14 protein-coding genes and 1 pseudogene are annotated in these 12187 nt (G+C 61.1%); 9 read left to right on the top strand and 6 right to left on the bottom strand.

Annotation, left to right across the window (positions count from 1 at the left end):
* Positions 1-18: 18 nt before the first annotated feature.
* The 6 genes from BLU88_RS13125 (at position 19) to tpx (ending at position 5894) form a co-directional block, all read left to right on the top strand.
* On the top strand, positions 19-837 hold the full coding sequence (locus BLU88_RS13125) for a thioesterase family protein (protein WP_092014720.1): 819 nt from the start codon (positions 19-21) through the stop codon (positions 835-837).
* A 107-nt stretch (positions 838-944) separates the two neighbouring features.
* Positions 945-1316, top strand: a complete 372-nt coding sequence (locus BLU88_RS13120) for a VOC family protein (protein ID WP_092014718.1) — start codon at positions 945-947, stop codon at positions 1314-1316.
* Between the two features lie 55 nt (positions 1317-1371).
* The gene (locus BLU88_RS13115; protein ID WP_092014715.1) at positions 1372-1890 is read left to right on the top strand and encodes a DinB family protein; all 519 of its coding nucleotides are present in this window, start codon (positions 1372-1374) and stop codon (positions 1888-1890) included.
* A gap of 44 nt (positions 1891-1934) precedes the next feature.
* Positions 1935-2942: a DUF368 domain-containing protein gene (locus tag BLU88_RS13110; RefSeq protein WP_092014713.1), complete on the top strand. Its 1008-nt coding sequence runs from the start codon at positions 1935-1937 to the stop codon at positions 2940-2942.
* Between the two features lie 115 nt (positions 2943-3057).
* Positions 3058-5253 carry a bifunctional metallophosphatase/5'-nucleotidase gene (locus BLU88_RS13105; RefSeq protein ID WP_092014710.1) on the top strand — a complete coding sequence of 732 codons (2196 nt, stop codon included), beginning with the start codon at positions 3058-3060 and terminating at the stop codon, positions 5251-5253.
* Between the two features lie 140 nt (positions 5254-5393).
* Positions 5394-5894, top strand: coding sequence for a thiol peroxidase (tpx, locus tag BLU88_RS13100; RefSeq protein ID WP_092014707.1), 501 nt, complete (start codon positions 5394-5396; stop codon positions 5892-5894).
* Between the two features lie 145 nt (positions 5895-6039).
* On the opposite strand, the pseudogene BLU88_RS13095 reads toward tpx, so the two are convergent.
* A pseudogene (locus BLU88_RS13095) lies at positions 6040-6683 on the bottom strand (PIG-L deacetylase family protein).
* 176 nt (positions 6684-6859) lie between these two features.
* Between BLU88_RS13095 and BLU88_RS13090 the strand changes: the two are divergent.
* Positions 6860-7522, top strand: coding sequence for a hypothetical protein (locus tag BLU88_RS13090; protein WP_092014704.1), 663 nt, complete (start codon positions 6860-6862; stop codon positions 7520-7522).
* Here the strand turns inward: BLU88_RS13090 and BLU88_RS13085 are convergent.
* The 5 genes from BLU88_RS13085 to BLU88_RS13070 form a co-directional block, all read right to left on the bottom strand.
* Complete coding sequence (locus tag BLU88_RS13085) at positions 7492-8730, bottom strand: FAD-dependent oxidoreductase (protein ID WP_092014701.1); 1239 nt, start codon at positions 8728-8730, stop codon at positions 7492-7494. The two genes, BLU88_RS13090 and BLU88_RS13085, sit on opposite strands and share 31 nt — an antisense overlap.
* A gap of 90 nt (positions 8731-8820) precedes the next feature.
* On the bottom strand, positions 8821-9375 hold the full coding sequence (locus BLU88_RS13080) for a hypothetical protein (protein ID WP_092014697.1): 555 nt from the start codon (positions 9373-9375) through the stop codon (positions 8821-8823).
* A complete protein-coding gene (locus BLU88_RS18175) occupies positions 9372-9518 on the bottom strand; it encodes a hypothetical protein (protein WP_157689107.1) in 147 nt (48 codons plus the stop codon). The genes BLU88_RS13080 and BLU88_RS18175 overlap by 4 nt, the downstream gene beginning before the upstream one ends.
* Positions 9519-9686: 168 nt before the next feature.
* Positions 9687-10328: a hypothetical protein gene (locus BLU88_RS13075; RefSeq protein ID WP_157689105.1), complete on the bottom strand. Its 642-nt coding sequence runs from the start codon at positions 10326-10328 to the stop codon at positions 9687-9689.
* Between the two features lie 159 nt (positions 10329-10487).
* Positions 10488-11075 (bottom strand): HhH-GPD-type base excision DNA repair protein, encoded by a 588-nt coding sequence (locus tag BLU88_RS13070; protein WP_092014691.1) that lies wholly within the window; start codon positions 11073-11075, stop codon positions 10488-10490.
* A 54-nt stretch (positions 11076-11129) separates the two neighbouring features.
* Here BLU88_RS13070 and BLU88_RS13065 point away from each other — a divergent pair, with 54 nt between their 5' ends.
* Both BLU88_RS13065 and BLU88_RS13060 read left to right on the top strand, forming a co-directional pair.
* Positions 11130-11513 (top strand): YchJ family protein, encoded by a 384-nt coding sequence (locus BLU88_RS13065; protein WP_231939407.1) that lies wholly within the window; start codon positions 11130-11132, stop codon positions 11511-11513.
* Between the two features lie 195 nt (positions 11514-11708).
* Complete coding sequence (locus BLU88_RS13060; protein WP_092014685.1) at positions 11709-12176, top strand: DUF2087 domain-containing protein; 468 nt, start codon at positions 11709-11711, stop codon at positions 12174-12176.
* Positions 12177-12187: the final 11 nt, after the last annotated feature.

Below are 12187 nucleotides of genomic sequence, written 5' to 3'. Positions count from 1 at the left end.
ATTGGTACTGTATGTGATATGAGTCAATCGACAGTCAGTGAGTTCTCACAGGCCACCGCAGTCACCCGTCAAGGCGACCACAGCTTCACCGCCGAACTCGGCGCCGGCTGGAAAGTCGCCGGAGCCGTCAACGGAGGCTACCTCCTCGGAGTCGCTGGACAAGCCCTGCGGGCCGTCAACCCGAGCACTCCGGACCCCCTCGTCATCTCCACCTTCTACCTCGGACCGAGCAGAGAAGGTTCGGTCGACATCACGACACGCACGCTGCGTGAAGGTCGATCAACGTCAAGCTACGGCATCGAACTCTTTCAGGACGGGGCGCCGACGATCTCTGCGATGGCTACGATGGGCAGCCTCGGCGAGCTTCCTGACGATGTCGGCACGATAGCCACCCCGCCCCAGCTGCCCCCACCGGAAGAATGCGTCGGCGTCGCCGAAGCCAGCGAGGACTTCAAGAAGGCGGCACCGCTCATCGAACGGTTCGATATGCGCCTCGACCCGGCCACCGCAGGATTCGCGGTCGGCAAACCCAGTGGTCGAGGAGTGCTGCAAGGTTGGATTCGGTTCATCGACGGGACCGACCCGGACCCGCTGTCATTGCTGACTTTCCTCGACTCGTTTCCGCCGGTGATGTTCGACCTCGGTCGCTTCAACTGGGCGCCGACGATGGAATTGACCGCACACGTCCGCGCCCTGCCCGCTCCCGGCTGGATCAGCGCGCGACTGTCGACTCGGAACATCGCCGGCGGAATGTTCGAAGAGGACTGCGAACTGTGGGACTCGGCCGGTCGCCTCGTCGCTCAGTCGCGGCAGTTGGCGCGCCAGCCCCGCGGTTGACGTAACGATGACGGCGGATAACCGACGATGACGCATTCGACTTGTCATGTCGGTGGGGTCCTCTACAGTCGGGTCAACACCTATCCGACTGCGAAAGGACCGCGCTCATGGTATCGCTGGCATCTTTGAGCATCACCTTCGACTGCCTCGATGTGGAAGTACAATCGATCTTCTGGGCAGACCTCCTCGGTGCCGACATCGATCCCGGCGCAAACGAGTTCGTTGCGAGCATTGGGGGAGTCCACAACACCAAATCGCCGACCCCGGGAATGCTCTTCCTCAAAGTCGACGAAAGGGCAGAGGGAAAGAACCCGCTGCACATCGACCTCGACGATCCGCACTATCCGGCGGACGTCGACCGCGCGGTCTCCTTGGGCGCACATAAGCTCGCATCCTTCGACGAATATGGGATCGAATGGACGACTCTGAAAGATCCCGAAGGAAATCTCTTCGACATCGGTCGGCGAAAACTAGACTGAGCCTCACACGCCTGGTTCGACCATCAGGCCGTCTGTATGATCAGCGAGGCTCAGCATGACCCTGCCATTGACCGATCCGAGCAATGCCCCGAATGAACGTCGCGGGCTCGAAGAATTCGTCGAGTACTTCCGACAGGTGGTCAGACGCAAGGTCGACGGGCTGACGCCAGAGCAGCTCAACCACACCGTGGCCTCATCGTCTCTGACGATCGGCGGCATCCTCCGCCATCTCACTCTCGTCGAGGAGAGCTGGTTCGTCGAAGTGTTACAGGGCAGAGAACTGGGTGAGCCGTGGTCGAGCGTCGACTGGAACAGCGATCGCGATTGGGACTTCGAGTCCGCGTCAGGGATGACCGCGGACGAGCTCCTGGCTGACCACGAGCAGGCCTGTCAGAAGTCCCGTGAAATCCTCGCCGAGGTGGCCGACCTGGACAGCTTCACCGCACGCGGAGACAGCGACGGAGTGAAATTCAATGTCCGGTGGATCCTCATCCACCTCATTGAAGAGTACGCGCGGCACGCGGGCCATGCCGACATCCTCCGCGAAGACATCGATGGTGAGATCGGCGACTGAGTCGTAAAACCGCGGTCCCAGGTCGATCAAATAGGCTGGAAGGCATGACGAACACCCCTGCGACCGGTACCGACACCGTACCGAAGCGATCCAAAGCCCTCCTCCCTCTCGACCTTATCCGCGGATTCCTAATCGGCAGCGCCGAACTCGTCCCCGGGGTCTCCGGCGGGACCATCGCCTTGGTCACAGGAGTCTACGACCAGCTCATCGACTCCGCAGCCCACGTCGTTTCGGCGGTGAAGACTGTAGTGACCGGACCGAACCGTGTCGTGGGAGCACTGTCCGAACTGCGACGCACCGACTGGTTCCTCATCATCCCTGTTCTGTTGGGCATGGCTGCGGCCGTCTTCACCATCGCCGGTGTCATGGAGGGCTTCGTCACCAGCAGCCCCGAACTCTCCCGGGGTCTGTTCTTCGGTCTTGTCGCCGCCAGCATCGCGGTGCCGTTGAGGATGCTGCCGGCCCGTTCCTTACGACAGCCCGTGCTCCTCGGCGTTCTGGCCTTCATCGTCGCCGCCGCTCTCGCGTTCTGGATGACGAGTCTGGCAGGTGGGGCAGACGTGGAGAATCCACCGCTCATTGCCGTCTTCTTCGTCGCCTCGATCGCCATCTGCGCACTCGTCGTTCCCGGAGTGTCCGGATCGTTCTTCCTGCTGGCAGTGGGCATGTACTCGACCACGCTTCGGGCCGTCGACTCACGCGATTTCGGGTACCTCGCAATCTTCATGCTCGGCGCGATCCTCGGCCTGGCGGTCTTCGTCAACATCCTCAAATACTTCCTGCACAACCACCGGTGGTGGACCCTCATCGTCATGGCAGGACTGATGTTCGGTTCCCTCCGCGCGCTCTGGCCGTGGCAGTCATCTGCAGAGGTGGGTGCCGACGGTGAAGAGCACGGAGCGGGTGGTCTGTTAGCTCCCATCGACCCGGTGGTCGGTCCGATCCTGCTCGCGTGCCTCGGCGCGGCCGTCGTTGTCATCCTCATCGTCGTCGAGGCGAAATTTGCGTCGTCGAAGGAACAGAACGATGGGACCGACTCCGCCAGCGCATAAGCGCAACAGAGTTTGTCCAAATTTCTCTCAAGATCCATTCAGAAAACGGTCAGCGCCCACTAGGGTAAGAGAGTTGGATCACTTTCATCCTCTTTGACCAGTTCTCTGGAGACATATGCGTCTGCGCACCCTGATCTCGTCCTCACTCGCCCTCGCTGTCATCATCACTGGACCCGCGGCCGCCTCCGCGACCGGCCTCGGCAGTGCCGATGCCCCCGCCGACCCTCAGGTGGCGAAGACAGGGGAGCTGACCCTGTTGGCAACGACCGACGTTCACGGCAATGTCCTCAACTGGGATTACTTCGCGAACAGGCCCTACCCTGCAGGGGAGGAACTGGGCATGTCCCGAGCCTCGACGCTTATCAAGGGAGTACGCGAGGACAAGGGTGCAGAGTCCGTGCTCCTCGTCGACAACGGCGACACCATCCAGGGCAACCCCTTGGCCTACTATTTCGCCAAGCAGGAGCCGATCACGACCAGCAACCAAACGCACCCGCTGGCCAAGACCTACAACCACCTGGGCTTCGACGCTCAGGTCGTCGGAAACCACGAATTCAACTACGGTCTGGACCTGCTGGCCACCTACAGTGACCAAGTCGACTTCCCGCTGCTTGGAGCCAATGTCATCGACGATGCAGACGGTCAGACGCATTTGGACCCGTACACAATGGTCGACAAACAGGTCGGTGGTGAGACGATCACTGTCGGCGTCCTGGGCGTGACCACTCCCGGCAGCCGAATCTGGGACAAGAACAACCTGTCCGGAAAGGTGCACTTCGACGATCCCGTCGAGACTGCTGAGAAGTATGTCCCGAAGATGAAGCAGAAGGGCGCCGACGTCATCGTCGTGCTCTCCCATTCGGGCAAGGACCCGAAGGGACAGAGCTGGGATCCGGATCAACTGCAGGAGAACGTCAGCACCTCGGTGGCGAAGGTGTCCGGAATCGATGTCCTGGTCGCCGGACACACTCATCAGAACGAACCCAGTCAAGTCGTCAACCGCGACGACGGCAGCCAGGTGCTCATCACCCAACCGAACTACTGGGCGCGTTCGGTCTCCGAGGTGGGACTGCCGATCAATCTCGACACCCACCACGTCGACTGGGGCGAGAATGAACCGCACGCGGACGCACTTGCCACACAGGGGAAAGTCGCCGAGGACCAGGAGATCAAGGACCTCGTCGAAGAGCAGCACCGGACCACGATCGACTACGTGAACACGAAGATCGGCTCGGTGACTGAAACGATGTCGGCAAAGACCTCCTATTACGAAGACACTGCGATCCTCGACTTCATCTCTCACGTCCAGACCGAGACGGTGGAAGAGAGCTTGAAGGGAACTGACTATGAAGACCTTGCCGTGATCTCGCAGGCATCACCCTTCAGCCGCACTGCAGAGTTCCCTGCCGGCGACATCACGATCCGCGACGTGGCCGGACTCTATGTCTATGACAACACTCTGGCCGGAGTCGAGATCAACGGCGCCCAACTGCGCGACTACCTCGAATACTCAGCACGCTATTTCAAGCAGACCGAAGAGGGCGCCGAATTCGACCCGGTCGACGGGACCAACGCGACCGACGAGGTCTCCGAAGCGCCGATCCCGGACTACAATTATGACGCTCTGGCCGGAATCGACTACGACATCAATGTCTCCAAACCGTCCGGAGAGAGGATCGAAAACCTCAAACAGGCCGACGGCAGGAAAATCGGAGACGATGACCGCTTCCTCCTCGCCATCAACAACTACCGCCAGTCCGGGGGAGGCGGCTACCCGGTCGACGGACTCAAAGAGGTCTACAACGAACAGGTCGAAGTCCGCCAGGCCCTCATCGACTGGGCCGAGGAGAAGCAGATCGTCGACCCCGCCGACTTCTTCGACCAGAACTGGCAGGTCGTCACCAGCAGCCGAGCACCCGGCGGAGACCACGGTTCCAATGACAACGAGGATGCCGACAACTCCGGCGAAGCAACTGCCGAGGCAGATTCGAACGGTTCTGACGGCGATGAGTCCGATGCCGGCGGAACCTCCGATGCGGCGGCCTCCGGGAGTGCCGGAGACTCTGACGGAGAGGACAAATCCGGCGAGGCAACAGCTGAGGACGAAGCTTCGACGAACGGCGCCTCAGACAGTGGTGAATCGGACGGCGAAGCTGACGGCGGTGACGCCGACTACTCGGCAGCCGGGGCAGGCGGCGGAGTCGACCTCCCGCGGACGGGTCTCGAGGTTGCCACAAGCATCGGCATCGCTGCCGCGATCATTGCGCTCGGAACGGCACTGGTCGTCTTCTCACGCCGCCGTCGCCGTTGAGTCGTCGGCAGCAACCCGTGGGACTCAGTGATCTGAAGGTTGGTCGAATGACCATTCCACGTTCACCGGGTTTCTCTGCGCGCGGACTCACGTAGAGTGAGAGAGTCAGCAGTCAGCTCTGAAGAAGGAGAGAGTCAAGCATGGCCAACACAGCATTTCAGGGATCTCCGGTCAAGACCGTCGGCGAACTGCCAGCCAAGGGTGAGCAGTCTCCGGCTTTCAGCCTCGTCGGCAGCGACCTCGGTGATGTGAACTCACAGGATTACTCGGGCAAGCGCGTCGTGCTCAACATCTTCCCGAGCCTCGATACGGGTGTGTGCGCCGCCTCGGTGCGCAAGTTCAATGAACTCGCTTCCGGCCTGGAGAACACCACCGTTCTCTGTGTGTCCAACGACCTCCCGTTCGCCCAGGCTCGCTTCTGCGGCGCCGAGGGCATCGAGAACGTCGTGACGGCATCGGGTTTCCGCAGCTCGTTCGGCAAAGACTTCGGTGTGACCATGGTCGATGGTCCGCTTGCCGGCCTGCTTGCTCGTTCCGTCGTCGTCCTCGACGAGAAGGGCACCGTGACGTACACGCAGCTCGTCGATGAGATCACCACCGAGCCCGACTACGATTCGGCAATCGCAGATCTGGGAGCCTGATCTTCTCTCCGCGGGTCGAAGCTTCAACCTGCGAATAGCGAACCGGGTGGGACGCATGAGCGACTCACCCGGTTCTCGTTTGTCCGCTCGTCTGCCGATCGCAGCCGGCGCACTGTCTGTCTTCAAGCAGCTTATGGCGGAGCGCTCACATGTCGACGACAGTGATCGGCAGAGCGTAGTCGACGCCGGCGAGTTCTCCGCCGCTCGTGGTGATGCCGGGGATCATGTCTTTCGGAGCCGGATGGTCGCTGAGAGCGTCCAAGTAGACCTTGTGCGCCTCGAGCGACCGGACACCACGGTCGACGTGCTCAGCCATGAGCGCCACGGCGTGAGTGGGCTGGGCGCCGTTGATCAGCATCCGATCGGCCTTCCACGCTTCGAGGCCCTCATCCTTGAGATCGGTGAAGACCCAGGGATTGTCGGCGTCGCGGATTGCATCGACAGCGGCAATGCCAGCATGGCGATGATCGACATGGTTCAGGCCCCACTGCACCTGGAGGTCGAAGTTCGTCACGACGACGGCGTTCGGTCGGAACTCGCGGATCTTCCGGGCAATCGCCCGACGCAGCTCATGAGTGGGCTCCAGCAGGCCATCAGGGAAGTCGAGGATCTCAAGATCGTCGACGCCGACGATATTGCATGCCCGACGCTGCTCCTCGGCGCGCAACGGTGCCACTTCCTCCGGGGCCATGTCCCGGATCCCCGCCTCCCGCGGGTGAGTAGGAGGTAGGCGACTTCTTTGCCCTCGTCGGTCCACTTCGACACTGCCGCCGAGCCCCCGTATTCCATATCGTCGGGGTGGGCGACCACGCAGAGCACACGGTTGATATCAGAGTCATCGAAAAGCGAGATCTCAGTCATGACTCCAGGCTAGGCGGCGGTGCGCGGTTCCGCTAGGTAGCGGGGACGAACAGTCGATTGGGTAAGATATGGAGGACCCACCGATCGAGTGAAGGCAGACAACGATGAATAGATCACTCGCGGCAGCGGCGCTGGTCCTGGGGGTGACCCTCAGCGGATGTTCGGCGTTCCGGGTCAGCAGCTCCGATGAGGCCGGCTCGAAGCCGGCGAGTGTGGGTGTCGGTGACGGGCAGTCGCCTTCGCCGAAGGCAACCGGTCCGACGATTCCCAACGGCATGAGCGAGACCACTGTTGACCTCGGCGGACAATGTCCTGTCGAAGTCAGCTTGGTTTTGGGCGCTGACTGGGCCGACGGGTCCGGATACGACGGATATCGGCTTTATCAAGCCGAGTCCGGGGCGATCATCACTTTCAACTGCTTCGATGACGATGAGTCTTCACCACAGGGTGTGGTGGAGAAAGCGCGCGAGCGGATGTTCAGCACCTCGGGATCGTCGTTGGGCGGTGAATCCACCGGATCGCTCAGCGGGGGAGAGTACTGGGTCTTCCACGGCACGCTCGCTCCGGACGATATGCGCGCCGTTGACAAGGAGGATTCCGTGATCTTCGGCGCTGTGGGTGGGGTGTCCGTCGACGGGCGGCAATTCAAGGTCAGCGTAGACATGCTCGCACAAGCCGATGACACCGAGGCTCAGGACCAATTCCGACAGATGCTGCCGACGGTCCGCTTCGGTGATCAGGTGCTCAAAGCCCCGGACTTGCGCTGAGGTTGTCGACCGCCTGACATGCGTTTGAGCAGTTCCCGGGCCGCTATCCTTCCGGCTCTGGTGGCGCCGACTGTGGAACTGGCCGATCCATAGCCGACGAGGAACAGCCGAGGATCGTCTTTGACTGCGACCTCGGTTTCCATAGAGATTCCGCCATCAGGTGTGCGCAGGCGCAAGGGCGCCAAGTGTTTGAGTGCTGCGCGGAACCCGGTGTTCCAGAAGATCACATCGACGTCTTCGAGTTGTGGTTTCTCGAACGGTGCCCATGACTCGGGCACTGCCAGATGGTCGCTGGCCGATGGGCCAAGTCCCTCTGATGTGATCGGTGTTTCGGTGTCATCGATCCCAGGGAAGTGGACACCGTGGGGAAGGATGCGGTCGAACATGCCTCGAGAGACCAGAACTCCCGAATCGATTCCCTCACGGAACTCTCTGCGGATCGGCAGTCCCGTAGTACGGACGACGCTGGCTGGAGCCAGCCCGGACAGAGTGCGTTCGCGGACGGCACGTTCGACTTCGAGTCCCCATTGGCCGTCGAATTCTCTGGACGTGAAGTTCGGGGGACGGCGCGTGGCCCATAGTGTGTCGGTCACCTCGGAGAGTTCGAGGAGGAACTGCGTGGCGGAGATGCCGCCGCCGACGACGAGTGTGCGCAGTCCCCGGAAATCCTCGACGTCACGGAAGTTCACGGTATGCAGTTGGTGGCCCTCGAACTCGGCGATGCCGGGAATGAAGGGGACGTAGGGCTGAGTCCAGGTGCCGGTTGCGTTGATCAGGTAGTCGCAGGAGAGCGTCACTTGTTCGCCGTCGATCGTGGCGGCGATGTTTAACCGTCCCTGTCCTGGTTCTTCTTCGGACCGGACGGTGTCCACCTCGGCAGGGCGGATGACGCAGAGCTCTAGTTCGCGTTCGAATCGGGAGTAGTAGTCGGAAACGACTTCCGAGGCGGGTACGTTCGGATCGGGATGCCCGAGAGGGAACCCGGGGAGGTCGGAGATGTGGTTGGTGTTGCCCAGCGTCAATGAGTGCCACCTTTTGCGCCAAGCTCCACCAGGTCCGTCTCCGGCATCGAGGATGATGAAGTCTTTGCCCGGTGCGAGGCCGTCGCGCCACAGGTAGTGTGCTGCGGACAGTCCGGCTTGGCCTGCGCCGATGATGACGATAGGCCAATGAGAATCGATCAGGAGCTCGTTGATTCGGCACACCATGGGGCCATTATTTCAGGTTTGTCGTGTCATGGTCCCACCGATCAGGGCCGAGCGATGCGCCGACCCACTGCGGCCGAGGCAGCTAAAGCGTCATCGAGCTGATTGGGCGCAGTCGGGGCCGCGGGGATTGGCATAGCAGTCTTCGTCGACGAGGTATCGGTGATAGCGGTAGACATCGATGCCTATCTCATTGCTCGCTACGTGGGCGAAACCGTCGATAGGAAGCCAGGGGCCGCCGTCGACCGAGAACTCTCCGCTGAAGGTCGCTGTCATCGAAGCAGACACCTTGCCCGATTCTTGGTATTCGTGTCCGATCTGCGGGGTGCCGCCGGGCAGCGGCTTCGCACCTTTTGCGGTCGTGGTCGTGCCTGAACCGTCGCCGAAGTCCCAGTTGAATCGCTCAGGGGTGACTTTGACTTGGACTGCGTAGGTCAGCAGGGTCATGTCAATATAGCTGACGTCGGTGTCGGTCCAGAAGGCAGCCGGTTTGCCGATGACGGCCCAGTCTTTCGGCCAGGCGTAGATTGTGGGTGCAGGGATGTCGAAGTTCTGGAACTGAGATTCCGGTATGCGCGTCGGGGGATCGGGCCGAGCCGGAGCTCTGCCTCCGCCGCCTCCACCGCCCCCTGGTCCGGGCTCACTCACGCATAGATGACCGACGACTTCGGTCGGGCAGTCAGGCATTCCACCACCGCCTCCGCCGGTACCGCCTCCACCACCGGAGCCGCCGCCGTTACCGCCGCCAGAACCACCACCTCCGGAACCTCCGCCATCTCCGGTGTCGCCACCGCCAGAACCACCTCCGCCGGGAGGAGGCTTGGGCGCGGGAGGTTTCACAACACTGCACTCTCGCTCTTGAAGAGAGTTGCAAGCAGGTCCACTGCTAGTAAAAGCAGGTTGAGCAATTAGCGCACATGCGGACACTACAAACAAACTCAATATAAAAAGGTGCAGACTTACTCGCACTTTTTGCTCCACAGCTCCTGGTTGGATATTTTCCAGTCGCCATTGTGCTTGCTGGCTGTTTGAAGGATAGTAAGACTCGTTTTCGGCTGGCTCGGCATTGTCTTGCCCTTACCGACGACAGCGTGCTTTGAGTCATGTGAGCAGAAGAGGATTTTAACCGAATCTTTGTCCGATGAGTCCGCGGAAATGGCAATACTCTGAACTCGAACATTGTAGTAATCGTATTCGCCCGCCATATATTTGCTGTCCTTTTCTAGATCGTTCGCGCTTTGGCGGAGCGAATCGAGAGAATCGGCAGCGGCGTAGGTCTCAATGTCGTTCAGGTCTTTACCGCCTGAGGAAAATACTCGATTGATCGTGTCGATGTATCCGACAAACGCCACCAAGGCCCCGTCGACCGCCTTCTTCTCCTCATTGTCGAGGTCGAGGTCGGTTTCGTATTCGGGTATAGCCACCTCGGCGGAGTCATCGGTCGAAGCTGTGTCGGGCTGTTCTGCGGGCAGAGTCGACGTCGGCGCGGCCACCGGAGAATTGTCGGCACAGCCGACGACCGCGGCCAGACTCAGCGCGGAGAAAACGGCAATGAATATTTGGGCGGGTCGACGATGCGGTCGGGACGATCCAGTTCTCATTCCACGCCTCTGTGGTCTGCAACTGTGGCGCGACCCTGTCGGTCGACACCCGGATTCCCTACATTATTCGACAGGCGCGCTTTTTAGAACAGGCGAAGTCGAATCTGTGGATAACTCACGTCCAAGTGCGTGGCAACGGCCATTCCTCGGCGACTACGGCTACTTCTTAGCAGCCTTTGCCGCCTTGGCCGCAGCCTTCTGCTGCTTCTTGAAGGCACGCACCTCTTGCAGAGTGACGTCGTCGACGACATCGGCGATCGAACGGCGGGCCTCCGGATCACCGTAGTCACCTGCGGCCTCTTGCCAACCTTCGGCCTGGAGTCCGAACTGCTTGCCGAGCAGCGACAGGAAGATCTTGGCCTTCTGGTCACCAAATCCGGGCAGCTTCTTCAGTCGCTTAAGCACCTCGGCACCGCTGGGGCCACCCTCGGTCCAAATAGCTTCGGGATTGCCGTCGTAATCGTCGACTATGGTCGCCGCGAGCTTCTGCACGCGTCCCGCCATCGACTTCGGGAACCGGTGTACCGCGGGAGTCTGGGCGAAGATGTCGAGGAAATCATCAGGATTCATCTCCGCGATCTCGTCGACATCGAGCTTGCCCAGCCGCTCGGCCAGTTTGGCCGGTCCAGCGAAGGCACTCTCCATGGTCACCTGCTGATCGAGGAGCATCCCAACGAGCAGAGCGAAGCGGTCTTCGGCCAACAGGGCATCGGCCTTCGGATCTCCAGACAGGAACAGTGAAGTCATGACTCCATCTTCGCATGCTAACTCCGATTGTTGATGCACAGATATCATCGGGGCATGATCTGCCCCTGCTCCGGAATGCCTCCGGGTACCGACTACGATGACTGCTGCCGTCCAGCCCTCGACGGTGAAATGTGGCCCAGCACTGCCGAGGCGCTCATGCGCTCCCGCTACACCGCCTTCGTCCGCGGCAACGAAGACCACCTCTTCCGCACTTGGCATGCCAAGACCCGACCCGACGACGTCGGCGTCGATGACGCCACCACATGGCTCGGTCTCGAGATCATCTCCACCACTGACGGAGGACCGGACGATGCAACCGGAACAGTGCACTTCCGTGCGCGATTCAGGGACCACCTCGGCGAACATGCCCTCGAAGAGAACTCCTCCTTCGTCCGCCGTGCCGGGCGGTGGATGTATCTCGAAGCCCTCGAATACTGACAGCCGACAGCGTCTTCGACAACCGACGACTGCGTCTATACTGGTGGTCGGCGCATCCAACGCCCAGCCGAGGTCGTGATCCCAGCTCACCGACCGCATGGCGAAGGGGAGAGAATCCTCGGACGAAACCGGCACGGTGATTTCCTGACCAGGTTTCGTGCTGGGGGAGACTTGGTCGACAAAGGAAGCGACACCATGACCAAGGACAAGGATTTCAAGAAGCTCGTTCGCGCGCGGATGACCGAAACCGGTGAGAACTTCACCACCGCCCGCACCGCACTGCTCACCGCGAACCAGAGTGCAGAGACCGCCAGCGAATCCTACATCGACCCGCAGATCGCACGCTTTCGGACGAAGACACTCAAAACTTTCATGCCCGACGGTCGCATCGTCTCCATTCCAACGAAACGCCGCGCCCTCGTCATCGTCCTCATCGAAGTCCTCGCTGCCCTCGACCCGGACCGCGTCTACGACGAAAAGCAGCTGGGCGCCATCCTCGGGGAGTTCCATCCGGACTTCGCTCTGCTCCGGCGCGAACTCATCGACTATCGACTGCTTGGACGCAATCCCCACACCGGCGAATATTGGGTCAACCCGGACCCACCTACCCACACCGGTTCACAAGCGCAGGAGATGGCCGGCCTCGAGGTATTTCTGCGCTGAACCGGCGACGG

The sequence above is a fragment of the Brevibacterium siliguriense genome, from assembly GCF_900105315.1.
Lineage (GTDB): Bacteria > Actinomycetota > Actinomycetes > Actinomycetales > Brevibacteriaceae > Brevibacterium > Brevibacterium siliguriense.
Note: the sequence above shows the minus strand (reverse complement) of the source record. Positions and strands in the feature narration are given on the sequence as shown.